Raw genomic sequence first — 20,986 nt, 5'->3', positions numbered from 1 at the left:
GCCATTGCTGACATGCCTTCTGCCGCAGACACCGCCACGCTGGATTGTGCCGACCTTCGCCGCCGAGACTGGCTCACCATCCTGCTGATCGGCGTTGCGCACGCTTCGTCGCATTTCTTCCAACTTGTCCTGCCTTCGCTGTATGTCTCGTTGGGCACGACGTTCGACCTGGATTTCGCGCGCTTGGGCTTGCTGGTTTCCACTTTCTATGTGGTGTCGGGTGTCGGCCAGGCTTCCTCGGGTTTCGTGGTGGACCGCGTCGGCGCGCGGCCGGTGCTGTGGTTCGGCCTGGCCAGTTTCGTGCTGTCCGGCGTGCTGATCGGCTCGGCCAACGGCTACGCCATGCTGCTGCTGGCGGCCGTGGTGGGCGGTATCGGCAATTCGGTCTTCCACCCGGCCGACTATTCCATCATGAACCACCGCGTCAGCGCGCCGCGCCTGGGGCATGCCTTCAGCACGCACGGATTGACGGGCAACCTGGGCTGGGCCCTGACCCCCGTATTCATTACGTCCATTACCTTGCTGGCCGACTGGCGCGTGGCTGCCTTCAGTGCCGCCGGCCTGGTGGCGCTGGTGCTGTTGCTGACCATCCTGGGGCGCAACCTGCTGGGCGGCCCGGCCGCGGTGGCAGACCCGGCCCAGCGCAAGGCCGCCGAACCACCCGCCGCCACCCCGCCCCAAGAGGGCGTGCTGGCCACCTTGTCCACGCTGTTGTCCAAGCCCGCGCTGTGGGGCGCTTTCCTGTTCTTTGCCTGCACTTCGATTGCCCTGTCGTCAGTGCAGAACTACACCATCCCGCTGCTGGGCCAGCTCTACGACCTGTCCAAGGTTGCCGCCAGTTCTGCCTTGTCGGGCTACATGGTGGCGTCGGCCCTGGGCATGGCGGCGGGGGGCTTCCTGGTATCGGCTACCCCCCGCACCGAGCGTACGGTAACGGTTGCCCTGATCTTGGCCGGCCTGACGCTGGTGGTGCTGGCGCTGGGCCTGGTACCCGCCGGCCTGGCGGCCGCGGTCGTCGGCCTGGCCGGGTTTTGTTCCGGCGTGGCAGCCCCTTCGCGCGACATGCTGATCCGGCGGGTGACACCCAAGGGATCTACCGGCTCGGTCTATGGATTGGTGTATTCCGGCATGGACGTGGGCTCGGCCCTGGGGCCGCTGACCTTCGGCCTGTTGCTGGATGCCGGCATCAACCAGGGCCCCTGGGTGGGCGCCGGGCTGGCTTTCGCCGTGGCGGCATTGCTGGCCCAGTGGATTGCCGTGCAGGCTCGGGCGTCAGCCGCGGCTCCCGCATCCGCCAGCGGCTACAGCACCCAGAAGTAAGGCCCGCTGGCTCAGGCTTGCAAGGCCTAACTAGGCCACCAAGCTGACAGTGACCTGACGTCTTGACGCCGCGCAAGGCTGGCGGCGCACCATTTCGTTGTAATAACCCTGCCTGCCGAAAGGCTATTAGACAGGATTGCAACATGATCAATACGTCGCGCATTGTTTGGGCCGTTGCCTTGGCCACGGGTTTCTGGACGCAACAGGTTTGCGCGCAGCAACAAGAACCCATACAACCCATCGAGCCCGCTGTCATCAGCGACCCCGCCAAGGTCCAGCTAGGCAAGAAGCTGTTCTTCGAACCCCGATTGTCGCGTTCCGGATTCATATCCTGTAATTCCTGCCACAACCTCAGCCGGGGCGGGTCCGACAACCTGAAGGCCTCCATCGGCCACAACTGGCAACAAGGCGATATCAATTCGCCCACGGTACTCAATTCCAGCCTGAACTTCGTGCAGTTCTGGGACGGCCGCGCAAAAGACCTGCGCGAACAGGCCGGCGGCCCGATTGCCAACCCGGCCGAAATGGCCTCGTCGCACGAGCTGGCCATCCAGGTGCTGAACTCCATTCCCGGCTACCAGGCCGAATTCAAGCAGGTGTTTGGTGCCGGCACCATCACCATCGACAAGGTCACCGACGCGCTGGCCGCATTCGAAGAAATTCTGGTCACGCCCAATTCGCGCTTCGACCTATGGCTGCGCGGCGATCAAAAGGCCCTGACAGTAAAAGAACTGGCCGGCTACAAGCTGTTCAAGAACAGTGGTTGCGTGGCTTGCCATAACGGGGCTGCCGCGGGCGGCAATTCGTTCCAGAAAATGGGCCTGATCACACCCTACGAAACCGCCCACCCGGCCGAAGGCCGGGCCGGCGTCACGGGCGATGATGCCGACCGCTTCATGTTCAAGGTACCCACCTTGCGCAACGTCGAGCTCACGTATCCGTACTTTCATGACGGTGCGGCCGATACCCTGGCCCAGGCTGTCGACGTCATGGGGCGCCTGCAACTGGGCCGCACCTTCACGCCGGAAGAAAACGGCCAGATCGTGGCCTTCCTGAAGACGCTTACCGGCGACCAGCCTGCTGTCCAGTTGCCGCTGCTGCCGCCTTCGGCCGACGGCACGCCGCGCCCCGTGCCCTTTGCGAACTGAACCCAGGCAAGCGGCGCGCCGTCATTGCCGCGCCGTGCGCAGGTCGGGCGGCGCGGACGCAGCCGTGTTGCTGCGCCAGGGGTTGATGTCCAGGCCGCCGCGCCGCGTATAGCGGGCATACACCGTCAAGTGCTGCGGCTGGCAGGCTGCCATGATGTCGGTGTAGATGCGTTCCACGCAATGCTCATGGAATTCGGCATGCTCGCGAAACGACACCAGATAGCGCAGCAGCGCCGGCCGGTCCAGCGGGCGGCCGCAATAGCGGATCTGCACGCTGGCCCAGTCGGGCTGTCCCGTCACCGGGCAGTTCGATTTCAACAGCCGCGATGCCAGCGTCTCGGATACCGGTTCGCCCTGCGCGCAGCGCAGCAGGCCGGCATCGGGCGTATAGGTGTCGATCTCGACATCCAGCTCGTCCAGGTATTCGCCGTCCAGTTCGGCCATGGCCAGCGCGCCAAAACGCGTCGGCAATATCACATCCACGCCTACCGTCGCGCCCGCCGCGGCCGACAAATCTGCTGTCAACCGCTCGGCTAGCACCGGCGCGCCTTCCAGGCGCGTCTGGTTGAACGAGTTCAGGTACAGCTTGAACGACTTCGATTCGATGATGTTGGGGCTGTCGGCCGGCACGGTGATGGTGGCCATGGCGACCTGCGGCTTGCCCTTGGGATCCAGCCATGACAATTCATACGCATTCCAGACATCCACGCCCGCGAAGGGCAGGGGCCCGGACAGGTTCAGGCTGGCCCGGTTGTGGGCGCGCGCAATGGGAAACAGCAGGCTGGGATCGTAGTGCGCCGGATAGGCGACATTCTGGCCCAGCGGGGCATTCGGCAAAGACATGGACGGGGACATCGAGAGCAACGATCGGGAAGACTCGCATTGTAGGGCCTGCGGCCGGGTGAATATTCCATATCGTGGAAAGGACGGGCCGCCATATGAAAGCCGCTGCTGCACAGCAGCGTCACGCCATTTCACAGCGGGCGAATTGTTTTCATAATATGAAAATCATTTCATAACTATATGAATATAAATAGAAAAATTTTAAGTCTTATATAAGAGATGGTTCCACATTGCCCTGCAGCACAGGCATAGACTTTTATCCAACGAGGCGACATCGCGCCAGCCACAGATTCTTAGTCTTTTCCTTACCAACCAGGAGCATTTCATGAGCAACCGCGAAACCGAAATCCGCAATCTGCAGAAGAGCTGGGCCGAGGACACCCGGTGGCAGGGCATCAAGCGTGCCTATAGCGCCGAAGACGTCATTCGCCTGCGCGGCTCGGTGGCTGTCGAGCACACACTGGCGCGCCGTGGCGCTGCCCGGCTGTGGGAATTGATGCACAGCGAGCCATTCGTCAATTCACTGGGGGCGCTGACTGGCAACCAGGCCATGCAACAAGTCAAGGCGGGCCTGAAGGCCATCTACCTGTCCGGCTGGCAAGTGGCGGGCGACGCCAACCTGGCCGGCGAGATGTACCCCGACCAGTCGCTGTATCCGGCCAACTCGGTGCCGCAGGTGGTTCGCCGCATCAACAATGCCCTGTCGCGCTGCGACCAGATCCAATGGATGGAAGGCAGGAACCCGGGCGATGAGGGCTACATCGATTACTACGCACCTATCGTGGCCGATGCCGAGGCGGGGTTCGGCGGCGTGCTCAATGCCTTCGAGCTCATGAAGGCCATGATCGAGGCGGGCGCGGCCGGCGTGCACTTCGAAGACCAGCTTGCCTCGGTGAAGAAGTGCGGCCACATGGGCGGCAAGGTGCTGGTGCCCACTCGCGAGGCCGTGGCCAAGCTGGTGTCGGCGCGCCTGGCGGCCGACGTCATGGGCACGCCCACCGTGCTGCTGGCCCGTACCGATGCCGACGCGGCCGACCTGGTCACCAGCGACGTCGACGAAAACGATCTTCCCTTCATCACGGGCGAACGCACTGTCGAAGGCTTCTTCCGCACCAAGGCCGGCATAGACCAGGCCATCTCGCGCGGCCTGGCCTATGCGCCGTATGCCGACCTGATCTGGTGCGAAACCTCGACGCCCAACCTGGAATATGCGCGCAAATTTGCCGAGGCCATCCATCGCCAGTTCCCCGGCAAGCTGCTGGCCTATAACTGCTCGCCCTCGTTCAACTGGAAGAAGAATCTGGACGACGCCACCGTGGCCAAGTTCCAGCGCGAGCTGGGCGCCATGGGCTACAAGTTCCAGTTCATCACGCTGGCCGGTTTCCATGCGCTGAACTACGGCATGTTCGAATTGGCGCACGGCTATGCGCGCCGCCAGATGAGCGCCTTCGTCGAGCTGCAGCAGAAAGAATTCGCCGCCGCCGAACTGGGCTTTACCGCGGTCAAGCACCAGCGCGAAGTGGGCACGGGCTATTTCGATGCCGTCACGCAGGCCATCGAGGGCGGGCAGTCGTCCACCACGGCCCTGACCGGTTCCACCGAAGAGGCGCAGTTCGAGCATGGCGAGCCCTCAAAGGTGCGGGTCGCCTGATTCACCGGCGCCCGAGGCGGCATGCCCGGCGCCATCAAGCAGTTGCTGTAGTAGGGTGGTTTCGGGATGCCTGCGGGCATCCCTTTTTTTGCATTGATCAGGATTGATCCAGCCCGATATGGATGTCGAAGCCGGGTTTTCCCGGCTCGATCTCGGGCCGTAGCGTCAATTCCGGAATGAGATAGTCTCCAGCGTTCTGCCTGCGGAATGGAATGGGCGCCGTTGTCCAGAGATCGTCCAGCCGTTGCCCCAGCGCCCCGCAGGCCTGCTCAAACCCCACATCATCGATCTTGCCGCTGCGATAGATCACATGCGGCGGCAGCACGTCAAAGCCCGGGTAGAACAGGATGCCGTGCTGGATGGGGAACAGAAGATCGTCGATCGGGCCGTTGATGCCGCGTGGCGCGTAGTGCGAGGCCCAGCCGCCCGTCGTCACCACCAGCATGGCGCGCTTGCCAGCCATCACGCCTTCGCCAAAGCGGTCACCCCAGTGCGTGTCGGAGTGCTCGCCCACGCCATAAGCGAAGCCGCAGGCATACACACGGTCGATCCAACCCTTGAGAATGGCTGGCATCGAATACCACCACAGCGGGAACTGCAGAATGACGGCGTCGGCCCAGCGCAGCTTATCCTGCTCGCGCGTGATGTCCGCGCCCTGGGTGCCGTTCTCGAACGCCCGCATCGAGTCCAGCGAGGCATCGAAGCGCGTACCCGGCTCGTGCGCAGTGTTGTCATGAGCATCCAATGCGGTTTTCCAGTACATGGCGTACAAGTCGGATACCCGAACCGCATGGCCGTTGCGCTCCAGGCGTTGCACGCAGAAGTCCCTGAGCGAGCCGTTCAGGGATCGCGGCTCGGGGTGGGCGTAGACGAGCAGGACATTCATGGCATGGCGCTCCATCAGTAAGTAGATGGCACGATAGGATCGCCTGAGATATATTGGAAATGAATTTCCAGAATTTCAGGTATTATAATGAACAATGCCTTGAGAAGGATCGACTTGAATCTTCTGGTCACGCTCGACGCCTTGCTGGCCGAGCACAACGTGACCCGCGTGGCCGAACGCCTGCATCTGTCGCAACCTACTGTTAGCGTGCAGCTTGCCAAGCTGCGAGAGATCTTCGGCAATCCGCTACTGCTGCCCGGTCCGCGCGGCATGCGGCCCACCACACGTGCCGATGAACTGCGGAAGCCGCTACGCAACGCGCTCAAAGCGCTGGAACAGGCGGTCGCCCCGTCCAGCCCCTTCGATCCGGCACAGGCCGATCAGACTTGGCGCGTAGCGGCGTCGGACTACGGCGAATCCACGATCGTGCTGCCGGCTCTGGCCGGTTTGCGGACCTCGGCGCCGGGAACGCGATTGGCAATCCTGGAATTGACCCCGCCGGCACTGGCACGCCAGGCGGAACAGGGCGACATCGACCTCGCCTTTCACATCAGCGCCGAAGCGCCGATGAATCTGCGCCGTCGTCCAATGTTCACGGAACGCTATGTGCTGGCCGGACGCGTCGGCCATCCGCGCCTGAAGCGTCGCCCGACGCTGGCGCAATTCTGCAAACTCGACCATGCGGTCGTGTCGCCGGATGGCAGCGGTTTTCATGGCGTGACGGATAGGGAATTGGCCAAGCTGGGGCTGACGCGACGAGTCGCCCTGTCAGTGCCGCACTTCCTGTTCCTGGGTGCGGTGCTGGCCAGCACCGACTTGGTCGCGATGGTGCCTGCCCGGTTGGCGCGCGGGAACGCCATGTTGCAGGTGACCGAGCCGCCCATAGACGTTCCGGGCTTCGAGATGCTCATGCTGTGGCATGAGCGAATTCATCGTGACCCGGCGCATCAGTGGCTGCGCGAACATATTGCCAAGTCAGTAAAGTAGCCCTGGATAGTTCATCCAATGGGGGCATTTCGTTGCCGCTCAGGCGCAGCATTTGGGCAGGTATTTTTTCAGGCCTGCCGCCGGGCGTGCGCCGCCCGGGCCCCCGACAGCAGCGCCAGCACCAGGCGGTTTTCCTGGTCGGGCTGGCGGCATACGAACGAAACCTGCCGCGCCGGGCCGTGCCTGCCCAGCAACAGCACCCGCACGGGGTGCACGGCATACACGTGCTGCCCGGGGTCGGGCAACACCGATACCCCCAATCCTTCCGACACCAACGCCGTCAACGCGGCCAGCGACTGCAGGTCGATGCGACAGCGCGCATGCGGGGCATGGCGGGCCACGTAGCGCGCCGCCAGCCGGCCGCCGACGGTGCTTTTGTCAAAGCGTATCCACTCGTACCGGTGCAGCAGCTCGGCCAGCGTTTCGCCGGTAGCGTCGGGTGGGGCAATGGCCACCAGCGGTTCGCGAAACAGGGGGGTCCACGACAGGCGCCGAGACCCCCCGGATTCAGGCTGCACGATGATGGCGGCATCAATCTCGCCGGTCTTCAGTTTTTCGACCAGGTCGGTTACCCGCCCGCGTACCAGCCGCACGTCCAGCAGGGGATGGTGTTCGCGCACCCAGCGCAGCAGCGGCGGCAGCAACGTCACCTGCAGCGGCTCGATGGTACCCAGGCGCACCATGCCGGCCACTGCCGGAGAGTTGCGGCGGCGCAGCGCATCCAGCTTGGACAGCGCCTCGCAAAGTACGGCGTCGACTTCCGCGGCCAACGCATTGGGCCGCGCCTGCAATGCCGACCGATCGAACAGGGGCTGGCCGAAGTACTGCTCCATCTGCTTCATCTGCAGGCTGACCGCGCTGGGCGACAGGTTCATGTCGGCCGCCGCCGCGGCGAAACTGCCGCCCCGCAATACCGCGTTCAGCGTGCGAAAGGACTCGATCTTCATGAGAAATTCTCACGTAGTGTTTTAGCAATCCTCGCTTTATATCATCGGATGGCTGGCCTAGCATCTACGGTTCCAATCCAAGACAGAATCGCTGCCGCACACAGTGCGGCGGGCCATAATCCGGAGACAACTCACATGATCAAAGCTGCTTTCGCTGGTCTTGCGCTGCTGGCCGGCGCATCGGCCGCCTTGCCTGCCTGCGCCGCCCAACCCGGCGCCTCGATTCCCGAGGCGATCACCATCGTGGTGCCGTTCCCGCCCGGGGGCAGCAATGACGTCTTCGCACGGGTGCTGGCCGAAAAACTGTCGGCCAAGTTGCCGTCGTCGGTCATTGTCGAAAACCGGCCCGGCGCCGGCGGCACGATAGGCGCCGATTACGTGGCGCGGGCCACCCCCGATGGCTCTGTGCTGATGCTGTCGTCATCGTCGCTGACCACCAGCGCGGCGGTACAACCCAATATCAAATATGACGTGGTGCGCAGCTTCGCGCCGGTAGCCATGCTGGCCAAGAGCCCGATGGCACTGGTAGTGGCCAAAGACAGCAAATATGCCAGCCTGCCCGACTTGTTGACAGTGGGAAGCAAAGAGCCGGGCAAGCTCAACTATGGCAGTGCCGGGCTGGGGTCGGTGAACCAGATGGCCGCCGAGATCCTGGCCGGCGGCGCACAGACCTCGTTTACGCATGTGCCGTACAAGGGGATGTCGCAGGCGCTGAACGACCTGGCTGGCGGCCGTGTCGATTTTGTCGTGGCCAGCTTTGCCTCGGCGGCCTCGTTGCTCAAGGGCGACCGGCTGCGGGTCATGGCCGTGACGTCGCCCGAGCGCTCGCAGTTCTATCCCGACGTGCCCACCGTGGGCGAAGCCCAGCCGGGCTATTCCGTCGAACTATGGTGGGGTCTGCTGGCGCCGGCCGCCACGCCCGAGCCTATTGTGCGCCAGCTCAATGCCGCGGTTCGCGCTATCGTGTCCGAGCCCCAGATGCGCGAGATGTTCGCCAACGAAAGCGCCGTACCGGTCGACCTCGACCCCGCCCAGTTCGCCGAGCAAGTCCGCGCCGATGCCGCCAAGTGGAAGCAGGTTGCCCAAGACCGCAACATCACCATTGAATGACGTGATCGCCATGAGAAGCAAACTGTTCGTCCCGGCTTCGCGGCCGGAACTGTACGCGAAGGCGCTGGCCGGTCCGGCCGATGCGCTGTCGTTCGACCTGGAAGATTCGGTCGCGGCCGAACGCAAAGACGATGCGCGCCAGCAGTTGGGCCAGTGGCTGGCCGCGCCCTTGGCGCGCGACAGCGGCAAGACCCTGATCGTGCGCGTCAATGCCCTGGATACCGCCCATTTCAAGGCCGATTTGCACGCCGTGGTGCAAGAAGGCCTGCACTTGCTGAACTTGCCCAAGGCCGAAGAGGCCGGGCAGGTGCGCGAAGCCGCGCGCGAGCTGGCCCAGGCCGAGCGCGCCAACGGCGTGACGCGCCCCGTGCGCCTGTTGCTCAATATCGAATCGCCGCGCGCGCTGCGCCAGGCGGCCGACCTGGCCGCTGCCGACCCTAGGGTCGCCGGCCTGCAACTGGGGCTGGGCGATCTGTTCGAACCCGCGGGTATCGCCAGGCGCGAACCCGCGGCCGTGCAGCAGGCCATGTTCACCTTGCGCCTGGCCGCGGCAGAAGCCGGGGTCTTTGCCTACGACTCCGCATTTGCCGACATCCGCGATACCGAAGGATTCCAGGCCGAGGCCGCCCTGGCGCGTCGCCTGGGGTTCCTGGGCAAGAGCTGCATCCACCCCAGCCAGGTGCCGTTGGCCAATGCAGTTTTTCGTCCCACCGACGAAGAAATCGCGCATGCCGTGCGCGTGATCGAGGCGGCCCGCGATGCCGATGCCCAGGGCGTGGGGGCCTACGTGGTCGATGGCAAGATGGTCGATGCCCCGTTCGTGCGCCGCGCCGAGGCCATCGTGCAGACTGCCGCCCGCCTGGGGCTGCTGCCCCGCTAAGCCGCGGCGCCCGGTGCGCCGCCCAGTTGGACTGATTCATGACTTCTTCTGCCACCATTGCCGATACTCCCGCGGGCCGTGGCCCGCTGCATGGCGTGCGGGTGCTGGATCTCAGCGCCTACATCGCCGGCCCCTATGGCTGCGCCTTGTTGGCCGACCAGGGCGCCGACGTGATCAAGATCGAGCCGCCCGCGGGCGACAATCTGCGCAAATATCCGTCTACGCTTGAAACCGAAAGCCGCGCCTTCCTGGGCGTGAACCGCAGCAAGCGCGGGGTGGCACTCGACCTGAAACAGTCCGATGCACAGCAGGTGCTGCGTGAACTGGCCCGCCGCGCCGACGTGCTGGTGCACAACTTCCGTCCCAGCGTGCCGGCACGCCTGGGCATTGCCTACGAGCAACTGCAAGAGATCAACCCGCGCCTGGTGTATTGCGCCGTTACCGGTTACGGCGAGACCGGCCCGCTGAAAGACAAGGCCGGCTACGACCAGGTGCTGCAGAGCATGACCGGCATGTGTGCCCTGCAGGGCAAGCCGGAAGGGCCGCCCGAGATCCTGTACGGTTCGGTGGTCGACTATTACGCCTCGGCCCTGGTGGCCTCGGGCGTGGCTTCTGCCCTGTACGAGCGCGAGCGCAGCGGGCAGGGCCAGTACGTGGGGGTGTCGTTGTTGCGCAGCGCCCTGACGCTGCAGTCGGCCCGCATGGTCTGGGCCGAGCACGAGCCGCGCGAGGTCGGGCGCGATATGCGGTCCGGCGGTATTACCGGCCTGCATCCCACGCGCCAGGGCTGGCTGTACATTTCGGCCAACACGCCGCATTTCTGGGCCGCGCTGTGCGCCAAGACCGGCCTGGCCGAACTGGCCGCCGACAGCCGCTACGATTCCGTGCGCAAGCGCGCCCAGCATCGCGCCGAGATCGTGCCGCGCCTGCACGCGGCGCTGCAAGCCCGCAGCGCACTCGAATGGGAAGCCCTATTCGGCGAAGAGGTGCCGTGCGCGGCAGTGCGCACCATCGAAGACATGTTCGATTTTCCCCAGGTGCAGGCCGAAGGCATGGTGGCCGATTACCAGCATCCGGTCGTCGGCCGCTACCGCGGCTTCACGCAGCCCATCAAATATGGCCGCACACCGGGGCCGGTACCGTTTGCCGCGCCCACCTTCGGCCAGCATTCGGATAATGTGCTGGCCGAACTGGAACTGTCGGCCGAGCAGATCGCCGCCTTGCGCGCGCGTCGGGCGGTGCTTTAGCCGTACCCGTAGATCGGTCTGGTCTTTTAGTTGGCTTGATTTTTATCAAGCCGTTCCATGCGTCCGGTGGCTACGATCGGGCGCATGCCCGCTACGTCAATCTTCTCCGTGCCGCCCGGCCTGTCCCACGCCGATCGGCAGCTGCGGCGCCACGCCTTGTTGCGCCTGGGCTGGGCCTGGCTGGCCATGATGCAGGTCATGATGTTCGCCTGGCCCGGCTATGTGCGCCACGACGGCATCCCCCCCGACGCCCTGGCCACGCTCGACTGGGCCATCGTGCTCATGAACTGGGCCAGCCTGGCCCTGACCCTGCCGGTGGCGCTGTACTCGGCCTGGCCGGTCTGGCAGGGCGCGGCGCGCAGCCTGCACCGCCGCCAGGCGGGCATGGACGTACCCGTGGCCCTGGGCATCGTCGCGGCCTTCCTGCCCAGCGTCCACGCCACCGTGACCCAGCGCGGCGAAGTCTACTTCGATTCGGTCACCATGTTCGTGGCGTTCCTGCTTACCGCCCGCTACCTGGCGCTGTGCGCGCGCCAATCGGTGGCGCCGCGCCACGGCCGTGTGCAGGCCTGGCGCCACGCCCGCCTGGAAATCCGCCGCCGTGCACTGGGCGCTTCGGCCGACCGCGTGGCGGCCCGCTTCGTTGCGGCCCAGGTAGCCCTGGCGCTGGCGGCCGCGGCAGTCTGGGCCTGGCTCGACCCCGCCCACGCGGTGCCGGTCATGGTCGCGCTGCTGGTCATCAGTTGTCCCTGTGCCATGGCGATGGCGGTGCCCACTACGCTGGCGGCCGCTCATGCCGCCGCGCAGCCGGGCCTTGATGCGCAGCAGTTTCGCGCACTGCTGGCAGCAACGCGCCGCGTTGCCGGCATAAGCCTGTACGGGTCGCTGGCCTGGCACCTGCTGTTGACGCCGCTGGCGCTGGCGGGCTGGGTGGCGCCATGGCTGGCGGCAACCACCATGCTGCTGTCGTCGCTGGCGGTGGCCGGTTGCGCCTGGCATTTGTACCGCCGCTACCGCGCGCTGGCCGCGGTCGGTTGCGCGGCCGTAACGGTTTCGGTCGTGCCATGAACATCCTGTACCTGCTGCTGCCGCTGTCGATGCTGTTCGTGCTGGCCATCGCGCTGGCCCTGGGCTGGGCCGTATTCAACGGCCAGTTCGACGATACCGAAGATGCCGGAAGTTCCATTCTTCGCGATTCAGACACATAGGATTCGTCCTATTTTTTGACCGAAATCAAGACAATCGAACGCGCATCGGCCGATCATTCAACCTCCGTATCAACTGGGGGACAGACCATGTTTGATAGCAGTACAACTGCCGATCGACAAAACACGTTCAACTACAAAGTCGTGAGGCAGTTTGCTGTCATGACGGTGGTTTGGGGCATTGTGGGCATGGCTGTGGGCGTATTGATCGCCGCGCAGCTTATCTGGCCCCAGCTCAATTTCGACATTCCCTGGCTCGGTTATGGCCGGCTGCGGCCCCTGCATACCAATGCGGTGATCTTCGCCTTCGGTGGCAGCGGCCTGTTCGCCACCTCGTACTACGTCGTGCAGCGCACCTGTCAGGCGCGGCTGTTCAGCGACAAGCTGGCCGCCTTCACCTTCTGGGGCTGGCAGGCCGTCATCGTGGGCGCCGCCATCACGCTGCCGCTGGGCTACACCAGCAGCAAAGAATACGCCGAGCTCGAATGGCCCATCGACATCCTCATCACGCTGGTGTGGGTGGCCTACGCCGTGGTGTTCTTCGGCACCATCGTGCGGCGCCGCGTGCGCCATATCTATGTAGCCAACTGGTTCTTCGGTTCGTACATTCTCACCATTGCCATCCTGCACATCTTCAACAACATCGAAATCCCGGTGTCGTTGTGGAAATCGTACTCGGCCTATGCCGGCGTGCAAGATGCCATGGTGCAATGGTGGTACGGCCACAATGCGGTGGGCTTCTTCCTGACCACCAGCTTCCTGGGCATGATGTACTACTTCGTGCCCAAGCAGGCCGGCCGGCCCATCTATTCCTACCGCCTGTCCATCGTGCACTTCTGGGCGCTGGCCTTCACCTACATGTGGGCCGGGCCGCACCACTTGCTGTACACCTCGCTGCCCGACTGGACCCAATCGCTGGGGATGGCGTTTTCGCTGATCCTGCTGGCGCCGTCGTGGGGGGGCATGATCAACGGCATCATGACACTGCAGGGTGCCTGGCATCGCCTGCGCACCGACCCCATCCTGAAGTTCATGGTCACCGCGCTGTCGTTCTACGGCATGTCCACCTTCGAAGGCTCGATGATGTCGATCCGCACGGTCAATGCGCTGTCGCACTACACCGACTGGACGGTCGGCCACGTGCACTCCGGCGCGCTGGGCTGGGTGGCCATGATCACCTTCGGTTCGCTGTACTACCTGATCCCGCGCCTGTACGGCCGTACCACCATGCACAGCATGAAGGCCGTCGAGCTGCATTTCTGGGTGGCCACCATCGGGGTGGTGCTGTACATCGCCGCCATGTGGATCGCCGGCGTGCAGCAAGGCCTGATGTGGCGCGACACCGCCTCCGACGGCACGCTGGTCTACAGCTTCGTCGAAGAGCTCAAGACGCGCCTGCCTTACTACGTGATCCGGTTCGTGGGTGGCGCAATGTATTTGTCAGGCGTGTTCATCATGGCCTGGAACGTCTGGATGACGCTGCGCGGCCAGCGCGCCGTCGACCCGGTCATTCCCACCAGCGAGCCCCAAGTCCGCGCGGCCGCCATTGCCACGCCCGCCATTGCCTGACGAGGTTTTCCATGGCCAACAAGCAACACGGTTTTTTCTCGCACCATACGCTGGAAACGAACATCGGCTGGATGATCATCGCCAGCATCCTGGTGGTGTCGTTCGCGGGGCTGGTACAGATCATCCCGCTTTTCTTCCAGCATTCCACCACCCAGGCCGCGCCTGGCATCGAACCCTACAGCGCCTTGCGCCTGATGGGCCGCGACGTCTACATCCGCGAGGGCTGCCTGGGCTGTCATTCGCAGCAGGTGCGCATGCTGCAGGCTGAAGTGCAGCGCTACGGCCCGTACTCGGAAGCCGCCGAATCGGTGTTCGACTACCCGTTCCTGTGGGGTTCCAAGCGCACCGGCCCCGACCTGGCGCGCGTGGGCGAACGCTATTCCGACGAATGGCACCGCATCCACCTGCGCGACCCGCGCCTGGTGGTGCCCGAATCGAACATGCCTTCGTACCCCTGGCTGCAGCGTGCCGCACTCGATGGCCAGAACGTGCAAGCTCGCATGCGGGCGCTGCACACCCTGGGCGTGCCCTATACCGACGCCGAAATCCAGGCCGCACCGCAAGACATCGCCGGCAAGACCGAAGAAGACGCGCTGGTCGCCTACCTGCAGGGTCTGGGCGTAGGGCTGCGCCAGGCTCGCCAGGCCGAGGCCGAACAAGCCCGGCAGGCGGCCGGGCAGGGTGCGCCCGTACAAGGAAACTGACCATGCAGATCATCAACGGAATCATGACGGCCGTCTCGATGGCCACCTTCCTGGGCATCGTCTGGTGGGCCTGTTCGCGCGGCCGGCAGCGCGCCAACCACGAATCGGCCATGCTGCCGTTCGCGCTGCCCGATGAAAACGGACCCGCACAAGGAGCAACGCGGCCATGAACGATTTCAGCCACGCTTTCTTCGGCTATTTCATTGCCTTCATCGCGCTGGGCGGCATTGCCTGGTGCTTGTGGCTGCTGTTCGCGCAGCGGCGCTGGCTGGGTATCCGGCCGTCGGGCGCGCCGGTCGACGACACCGGCCATGTCTGGGACGAAGACCTTACCGAACTGAACAATCCCGTGCCCCGCTGGTGGACCTGGATGTACCTGTTGCTGTGCCTGTTCGCGCTGGGATATCTGGTACTGATGCCCGGCCTGGGCATGTTCCAGGGCGTGCTGGGCTACACCACGGCAGACGAAGTGCGTCGCCACCAGGCGCAACTGGCCGAGCAGGTCAAGCCGGTCTATGCCCGCTACGCCGGCATGACGGCGCCCGAGATCGCGGCCGATCCGGCTGCGCGCCAGATCGGCGAACGCCTGTTCCTGAATACGTGCGCCCAGTGCCATGGTTCCGATGCCCGGGGCGCGCGCAGCTTTCCCAACCTTACCGACGGCGACTGGATGTACGGCGGCGCGCCCGAGACCATCGAGCAAACCATCACGCAGGGGCGCCACGGCATCATGCCGCCCTGGAAAGGCTCCATCGAGCCCGCCGCTGCCAGCGATGCGGCGCACTATGTGCGTTCGCTGTCGAACCTGGCGGCCGATCCGCTCAAGGTGTTCCGAGGCCAGCGTACCTACGAAACCTACTGTGTGGCCTGCCATGGCGTTGATGGCAAGGGCAACCAGGCCCTGGGCGCGCCCAACCTTACCGATGGCACCTGGCTGTACGGCAGTTCCGAAGCCACCATTGTGCAAACCATTCTCGAAGGGCGCGACAACCGCATGCCCGCGCACGATGCGGTGCTGACACCCGAGCAGATCAAGATCCTGACGGCCTGGGTATGGGGGCTGTCGAACCCGACGCCAGCGGCAAACGCCAACGCGCCGCATTAGGGGTAAAGCAGTAATGCAACAGCCTGAACCCTCTGGACGGTCCAAGCCCAAGGCCTCCGGATCGGGCGATGCAGACGGCGGGACGCCCGCGTGGCGCCCGCAGCAGCCTGCGGCCCGGCCCGGCGCGGCCGTGGAAATGCTGGAACAGACCTTGGCCGAGGTACGCGGCAAGATCTACCCGCGCTCGGTCAGCGGCGTGTTCGCCCGCTGGCGCATCGTGCTCGTATTCCTGACGCAACTGGTGTTCTACGGCCTGCCATGGCTACAGTGGAACGGCCGGCAGGCCGTGCTGTTCGACCTGGGAGCGCGCAAGTTCTACTTGTTCGGCCTGGTGCTGTGGCCGCAAGACGTGGTCTACCTGGCCGTGTTGCTGGTGATCTCGGCCTTGGCGCTGTTCCTGTTCACGGCGGTGGCCGGGCGCCTGTTCTGCGGCTACGCCTGTCCGCAAACGGTATATACCGAGATCTTCATGTGGATCGAGCGCAAGGTCGAAGGCGATCGCCTGGCGCGGATCCGCCTGGACGAGGCGTCCTGGACGCCGCGCAAATTGCGCCTGAAGCTGGCCAAGCACGCGCTGTGGATCCTCGTTGCCTGGTGGACGGGCTACAGCTTCATCGGCTACTTCGCGCCCATCCGCGGCCTGGGCCTGGACCTGCTGGCCCTGCAACTGGGCCCGTGGCAGTGGTTCTGGATGCTGTTCTACGGCTTCGCCACCTGGGGCAATGCCGGCTTCATGCGCGAATCGGTGTGCAAGTACATGTGCCCGTACGCGCGCTTCCAAAGCGTCATGGTCGATCCGGACACCTTCGTGGTCACCTACGACAAGGGGCGCGGCGAGCCGCGTGGCGGCCGCTCGCGCAAGGCCGACTACAAGGCCGCCGGGCTGGGCGATTGCGTCGATTGCAGCCTGTGCGTGCAGGTATGCCCCACGGGCATCGACATCCGTGACGGGCTGCAGTACATGTGCATAGGCTGCGGCGCCTGCATCGATGCCTGCGACCAGGTCATGGGCAAGATGCAGTATCCGGCCGGCCTGATCCGCTATGCGTCGCAGCACGCGGTAGAGCAGGGCTGGCCGGCGCGCCAGGCGCGGGCGCGGCTGCTGCGCCCACGCGTGCTGGTCTATGGCGGCGTCATCCTGGCATTGGCGACGGCCTTCGTGGCGACACTGGCCTTGCGCAATCCGCTGCGGGTCGATGTGATCCGCGACCGCGGCATCCTGGCGCGCGAAGCCTCGGGCGGCTTGATCGAAAACGTCTACCGGCTGCAGCTCATCAATACCTCCGGATCCGCCATGGTGCTGCAATTGCAGGCCACCGGCCTGCCTGGCCTGGACGTGCATGTCGAGCGCCAGCACGACCAGGAAATCGCGCTGGAGCCTTATGCCAACAAGCTGGTGCCCGTGGTGATCCGGGTGCCGGCCGAGGCTGCCGGGCCGGGTTCGCATCCCATCGTGGTGCAGGCCCGCGCCCATGGTGCCGACGGCCGCGTGCTGGCACGCGACGAGGCCTCCAGCTTTTACATGCCTGACTGACCCTTGACCCGCAGGAGCCTACGCATGACGACTTCCAAAGCACCCAACGCCTGGTATCGCGAACCCTGGCCCTGGTTCCTGATGACCGGGCCGCTGCTGGCCATCCTGGGCTGCATCATCACCATTTACCTTGCCGTGACGCGTTTTGCCGACCAGCCCATCGTCGAAGGGGCCATCAAGCGGGGGCTGGTGGTCGAGCGTGCGCCGCAGGCGCCACCCGCCGGCGGCGCGCCGGTCGCGGCGCCGGACACCGCTGCCGCGAGCCCGGCGGTGCCAGCGCAGCCCTGACATGGAACCCTCGATGCGCTGGCGCCTGCTGATGGTGATCCTGTGGCCCGCGTTCCTGGCGGCCGCGGCGGGCTGCGGGCTGATCTTCGCCCTGGTCGACCCGCTGGACGTACCGTTGCTGGGCCGCTGGCAGCCTGGCCGTATCGGTTTCTACACGGTGTCGTTCTTCGTGCTGTGGCTGATCGCGGCCTTGTCCAGCGCGCTGACCGCCTGGATGGCGCCGCGCGCCGCTCCGGACACCGAAGGCCCGTCGTTCTAGATACATGGCGGGCCGGGCGCGTCCGGCAGCGAAATACTGTTGTGGTGCCAGCGGAACGATGCTTATGGGCCGACCAAGTAAAATCGGTTCCTTCACCGCCATACCGAGGTCCGCGTGCAGCCCGTCATTTCCGTACAAGGCTTGTCCAAGACATATGCGTCGGGACACCAGGCCTTGAAGAACATCAACCTGGATATACACCGCGGCGAGATCTTCGCCCTGCTGGGCCCCAATGGGGCCGGCAAGACCACCCTGATCAGCATCATCTGCGGCATCGTCAACCCTGGGCAGGGCAAGGTGCTTGCCGACGGCCACGATATCGTGACCGAGTTCCGGGCGGCGCGCGCGCGTATTGGCCTGGTGCCACAGGAAATATCCACCGACGCTTTTGAAAGCGTGTGGAATACCGTGAAGTTCAGCCGTGGCCTGTTCGGCAAGCCGGCCAATCCGGCTTATGTCGAGAAAGTGCTGCGCGAGCTCTCGCTGTGGGACAAGAAAGACTCGCGCATCATGGCCTTGTCGGGCGGCATGAAGCGCCGCGTGATGATCGCCAAGGCGCTGGCGCACGAGCCGCAGATCCTGTTCCTGGACGAACCGACCGCGGGCGTCGACGTCGAACTGCGCCGCGGCATGTGGGACATGGTGAGGCGCCTGCGCGAAAGCGGCGTCACCATCATCCTGACCACCCACTACATCGAGGAAGCCCAGGAAATGGCCGATCGCATCGGCGTGATCCGCAAGGGCGAGATCATCCTGGTCGAGGAAAAACACGCACTGATGAAGAAGCTGGGCAAGCGCCAGTTGGCCCTGACCTTGAAATCGCCGCTGGGCACCGTGCCGGCGGTGCTGGCCGGCTACGGCCTGGAGCTCACCGATGAAGGCCACCGGCTGGTCTATTCGTACGATAACGAGCGGGGCGGCGGTGAAATCGCGCGCCTCTTGCGCCAGCTGGACGAAAGCGGCATCGAGTTCACCGACCTCAGTTCGTCCGAAAGCTCGCTCGAGGAAATCTTCGTCAGCCTGGTGAGTGCCCAATCATGAACTTCTATGCCATCCGCGCCATCTACCTGTTCGAAATGGCCCGCGCCTGGCGCACGCTGATGCAAAGCGTGGCCTCGCCGGTGGTTTCCACGGCGCTGTATTTCGTGGTGTTCGGCTCGGCGATCGGGTCGCACATGGTCGAGATCGAAGGCGTCAGCTATGGCGCCTTCATCGTGCCGGGCATGATCATGCTGTCGCTGCTGACGCAAAGCGTGGCCAATGCGTCGTTCGGCATCTACATGCCGCGCTTTTCCGGCACCATCTATGAAATCCATTCGGCGCCGATTTCTTATCTTGAAATCGTCACCGGCTATGTGGGGGCGGCGGCCAGCAAGTCCATTATCCTGGGGTTGATCACGCTGGTAACGGCGCGGCTGTTCGTCGATTTCCAGATCCAGCATCCGTTCTGGATGATAGGCTTCCTGTTGCTGACCTCGCTGACCTTCAGCCTGTTCGGCTTCATTATCGGCATCTGGGCCGATGGCTTCGAAAAGCTGCAGATTATTCCGCTGATGATCATCACGCCGCTTACTTTCCTGGGCGGCACGTTTTATTCCATCAGTATGCTGCCACCGTTCTGGCAGGGCGTGACCCTGTTCAATCCGGTGGTCTACCTGGTCAGTGGCTTTCGCTGGAGCTTCTTCGGCATCTCGGACGTCAGCCTGGGCATCAGCCTGGGCATGACCCTGGCGTTCCTGGTGGCGTGCCTGGCGGGCGTGCACTGGATATTCAAAACGGGCTATCGGCTCAAGACCTAGCCGGCCCACACCGAGGCAGACATCATGGCATGGGACAAAGTGCAGGCATTGGTTTTCGATGTATTCGGCACCGTGGTCGACTGGCGCAGCGGCGTTGCGCGCGAAGCGGCGCCGTTGCTGGCGCGACATGGCCACGGCGAGCTGGACCCGGCAGCTTTCGCCGATGCCTGGCGCAGGCACTACGGGCCGTCGATGCAGGCGGTACGCAGCGGGCAGCGCCCGTTCGTGCGGCTGGATGTATTGCACCGCGAAAACCTTGATGCGGCCTTGCGCGACGTGGGTATCGACCCGGCTGGCATACCGGCCGACGAGCTGGATGCGCTGAACCTGGCCTGGCATCGCCTGGATCCCTGGCCCGATTCGGTGGCCGGCCTGGCCCGCCTGAAAACCCGCTACATCATTGCCCCGCTGTCCAACGGCAATATCCGGCTGATGCTGGACATGGCCAAGCGCGCCGGCCTGCCATGGGACGCGATCTTGGGTGCCGAGGTAGTGCAGGCCTACAAGCCCATGCCCGAGGCCTACCTGCGCACCGCCGAGGTGCTGGGCCTGGACCCGTCGCAGGTGTGCATGGTGGCGGCGCACAACGGCGACCTGGCGGCCGCGCGGCAATGCGGGCTGAAAACCGCCTTCGTTCGCCGGCCCGGCGAGCATGGGCCGAATCAAACCACCAACCTGCGCGCCGAGCAAGACTGGGATGCGGTGGCCAATGACTTCGGCGCCCTGGCCGACCAGTTGCTGGCCCAGGCTTAAGCCCGGATTGTGTCACTTGATGTAAATAATTCACCCGGATATATATCGACGTTCCTGCAATTACGATACATTCGAAAGGCGGGGCACGCCTTGCCAGCAGCAGGTGCATGCCCCTTCCTACGATGATCCGCGAGCCGTCAATGTCCGGGAGCCATGCATGGTGGCCAGCCTTGTTCAATATGTGTTCAGAGCGGATCTACGTCCCACTACGCCGCTGGCGTGCCTGCTGAAAGAAGGGCAGACCGTCAGCTTGCCGCGATCTGTGCGGCCTGGCGTGCCGGAATGCGGCCGGTGGGTGGCCGAGCCGGTCCGTATTGCCAGTGGCCCGCTTGTGTGTCCCATCAGCGGTCCGGTGGCGCGCCAGCCGATCATCGAGCTGCTTATCTGGGTGCGTGCCATTGTCGAAGATGACCTGGCGCTTCCGGTCAAGGTGAGCATGCTGAGCGCCCTGATGCAAGACCGCACCGTGTCGGCCATGCTCGAGCACGGCAACCTGGGGTTCAACTCGCAGACCCTGATCAGTTACCTTTACCGGCCGTTCGTTTTGTCGGTGCCCCGGTTGCCGCGGTCCGTGGCATTGGCGCTGCAGAGCCGAAGCATCACGACCCCCTACCAACTGTTGCGGGCCGACAGCATCGAACTGTTGTCGATTCCCGGTTGCGGCCAGACTTCGGTGGCCAGGCTGAGGCAGTTGGCAAGCTGCGCCAAGCATCCCCATTGCGAATGGGTGGAGCCTGGCGCCTAGCTAGGG

Annotated in this window: 23 protein-coding genes; 20 read left to right on the top strand and 3 right to left on the bottom strand. The window is 64.6% G+C overall.

The window, feature by feature from the left end; translation table 11 throughout:
• The first annotated feature begins 12 nt into the window (after positions 1-12).
• Positions 13-1,320 (top strand): MFS transporter, encoded by a 1,308-nt coding sequence (locus KW845_RS28345; protein WP_218372750.1) that lies wholly within the window; start codon positions 13-15, stop codon positions 1,318-1,320.
• A gap of 143 nt (positions 1,321-1,463) precedes the next feature.
• Entirely contained in the window at positions 1,464-2,468 is a 1,005-nt protein-coding gene (locus KW845_RS28340; protein WP_218372749.1) for a cytochrome-c peroxidase, read from the top strand.
• Positions 2,469-2,489: 21 nt separating this feature from the next.
• Here the strand turns inward: KW845_RS28340 and queF are convergent, their stop codons facing one another.
• Entirely contained in the window at positions 2,490-3,311 is an 822-nt protein-coding gene (gene queF / locus KW845_RS28335) for an NADPH-dependent 7-cyano-7-deazaguanine reductase QueF (RefSeq protein WP_218372748.1), read from the bottom strand.
• A gap of 325 nt (positions 3,312-3,636) precedes the next feature.
• Here queF and aceA point away from each other — a divergent pair, with 325 nt between their 5' ends.
• A complete protein-coding gene (gene aceA, locus KW845_RS28330) occupies positions 3,637-4,962 on the top strand; it encodes an isocitrate lyase (RefSeq protein WP_218372747.1) in 1,326 nt (441 codons plus the stop codon).
• A gap of 97 nt (positions 4,963-5,059) precedes the next feature.
• On the opposite strand, the gene KW845_RS28325 is transcribed toward aceA, so the two are convergent.
• Positions 5,060-5,848: an NAD(P)H-dependent oxidoreductase gene (locus KW845_RS28325; RefSeq protein ID WP_218372746.1), complete on the bottom strand. Its 789-nt coding sequence runs from the start codon at positions 5,846-5,848 to the stop codon at positions 5,060-5,062.
• An 87-nt stretch (positions 5,849-5,935) separates the two neighbouring features.
• On the opposite strand from KW845_RS28325, the gene KW845_RS28320 reads away from it, so the two are divergent.
• The gene (locus KW845_RS28320; RefSeq protein WP_218372745.1) at positions 5,936-6,835 is read left to right on the top strand and encodes a LysR family transcriptional regulator; all 900 of its coding nucleotides are present in this window, start codon (positions 5,936-5,938) and stop codon (positions 6,833-6,835) included.
• Between the two features lie 68 nt (positions 6,836-6,903).
• On the opposite strand, the gene KW845_RS28315 is transcribed toward KW845_RS28320, so the two are convergent.
• Complete coding sequence (locus KW845_RS28315) at positions 6,904-7,782, bottom strand: LysR family transcriptional regulator (protein WP_218372744.1); 879 nt, start codon at positions 7,780-7,782, stop codon at positions 6,904-6,906.
• Between the two features lie 135 nt (positions 7,783-7,917).
• Between KW845_RS28315 and KW845_RS28310 the strand changes: the two genes are divergently transcribed.
• The 16 genes from KW845_RS28310 to KW845_RS28235 all read left to right on the top strand — a co-directional run bounded on the left by KW845_RS28310 (position 7,918) and on the right by KW845_RS28235 (position 20,980).
• Positions 7,918-8,892 carry a tripartite tricarboxylate transporter substrate binding protein gene (locus tag KW845_RS28310; protein WP_218372743.1) on the top strand — a complete coding sequence of 325 codons (975 nt, stop codon included), beginning with the start codon at positions 7,918-7,920 and terminating at the stop codon, positions 8,890-8,892.
• A 10-nt stretch (positions 8,893-8,902) separates the two neighbouring features.
• Positions 8,903-9,772, top strand: coding sequence for a CoA ester lyase (locus KW845_RS28305; RefSeq protein ID WP_218372742.1), 870 nt, complete (start codon positions 8,903-8,905; stop codon positions 9,770-9,772).
• 38 nt (positions 9,773-9,810) lie between these two features.
• Positions 9,811-11,019 (top strand): CaiB/BaiF CoA-transferase family protein, encoded by a 1,209-nt coding sequence (locus KW845_RS28300; RefSeq protein ID WP_218372741.1) that lies wholly within the window; start codon positions 9,811-9,813, stop codon positions 11,017-11,019.
• An 84-nt stretch (positions 11,020-11,103) separates the two neighbouring features.
• Positions 11,104-12,087, top strand: coding sequence for a hypothetical protein (locus tag KW845_RS28295; protein WP_218372740.1), 984 nt, complete (start codon positions 11,104-11,106; stop codon positions 12,085-12,087).
• Positions 12,084-12,227 carry a cbb3-type cytochrome oxidase assembly protein CcoS gene (gene ccoS / locus KW845_RS28290; protein ID WP_218372739.1) on the top strand — a complete coding sequence of 48 codons (144 nt, stop codon included), beginning with the start codon at positions 12,084-12,086 and terminating at the stop codon, positions 12,225-12,227. Before KW845_RS28295 ends, ccoS begins: the two co-directional genes overlap by 4 nt.
• An 87-nt stretch (positions 12,228-12,314) precedes the next feature.
• Positions 12,315-13,793 carry a cytochrome-c oxidase, cbb3-type subunit I gene (gene ccoN / locus KW845_RS28285; RefSeq protein ID WP_218372738.1) on the top strand — a complete coding sequence of 493 codons (1,479 nt, stop codon included), beginning with the start codon at positions 12,315-12,317 and terminating at the stop codon, positions 13,791-13,793.
• 11 nt (positions 13,794-13,804) lie between these two features.
• Positions 13,805-14,497 carry a cytochrome-c oxidase, cbb3-type subunit II gene (gene ccoO, locus KW845_RS28280; RefSeq protein ID WP_218372737.1) on the top strand — a complete coding sequence of 231 codons (693 nt, stop codon included), beginning with the start codon at positions 13,805-13,807 and terminating at the stop codon, positions 14,495-14,497.
• A 2-nt stretch (positions 14,498-14,499) separates the two neighbouring features.
• Complete coding sequence (locus KW845_RS28275) at positions 14,500-14,667, top strand: CcoQ/FixQ family Cbb3-type cytochrome c oxidase assembly chaperone (RefSeq protein WP_218372736.1); 168 nt, start codon at positions 14,500-14,502, stop codon at positions 14,665-14,667.
• Entirely contained in the window at positions 14,664-15,602 is a 939-nt protein-coding gene (gene ccoP, locus KW845_RS28270; RefSeq protein ID WP_218372735.1) for a cytochrome-c oxidase, cbb3-type subunit III, read from the top strand. The genes KW845_RS28275 and ccoP overlap by 4 nt, the downstream gene beginning before the upstream one ends.
• Before the next feature lie 13 nt (positions 15,603-15,615).
• Positions 15,616-17,136 (top strand): cytochrome c oxidase accessory protein CcoG, encoded by a 1,521-nt coding sequence (gene ccoG / locus KW845_RS28265; RefSeq protein ID WP_218372734.1) that lies wholly within the window; start codon positions 15,616-15,618, stop codon positions 17,134-17,136.
• A gap of 24 nt (positions 17,137-17,160) precedes the next feature.
• A complete protein-coding gene (locus tag KW845_RS28260; protein WP_255593015.1) occupies positions 17,161-17,424 on the top strand; it encodes a hypothetical protein in 264 nt (87 codons plus the stop codon).
• A gap of 13 nt (positions 17,425-17,437) precedes the next feature.
• On the top strand, positions 17,438-17,683 hold the full coding sequence (locus KW845_RS28255; protein WP_218372831.1) for a hypothetical protein: 246 nt from the start codon (positions 17,438-17,440) through the stop codon (positions 17,681-17,683).
• A gap of 114 nt (positions 17,684-17,797) precedes the next feature.
• Positions 17,798-18,724, top strand: a complete 927-nt coding sequence (locus tag KW845_RS28250; protein ID WP_218372733.1) for an ABC transporter ATP-binding protein — start codon at positions 17,798-17,800, stop codon at positions 18,722-18,724.
• Positions 18,721-19,482, top strand: coding sequence for an ABC transporter permease (locus tag KW845_RS28245; RefSeq protein ID WP_218372732.1), 762 nt, complete (start codon positions 18,721-18,723; stop codon positions 19,480-19,482). Before KW845_RS28250 ends, KW845_RS28245 begins: the two co-directional genes overlap by 4 nt.
• 24 nt (positions 19,483-19,506) lie before the next feature.
• Positions 19,507-20,235 carry a haloacid dehalogenase type II gene (locus KW845_RS28240; protein WP_218372731.1) on the top strand — a complete coding sequence of 243 codons (729 nt, stop codon included), beginning with the start codon at positions 19,507-19,509 and terminating at the stop codon, positions 20,233-20,235.
• Between the two features lie 157 nt (positions 20,236-20,392).
• Positions 20,393-20,980 carry a hypothetical protein gene (locus KW845_RS28235; protein WP_218372730.1) on the top strand — a complete coding sequence of 196 codons (588 nt, stop codon included), beginning with the start codon at positions 20,393-20,395 and terminating at the stop codon, positions 20,978-20,980.
• Positions 20,981-20,986 lie beyond the last annotated feature (6 nt).

Origin of the sequence: Bordetella sp. BOR01 (assembly GCF_019218885.1) — a bacterium.
Lineage (GTDB): Bacteria > Pseudomonadota > Gammaproteobacteria > Burkholderiales > Burkholderiaceae_B > Bordetella_A.
Note: the sequence above shows the minus strand (reverse complement) of the source record. Positions and strands in the feature narration are given on the sequence as shown.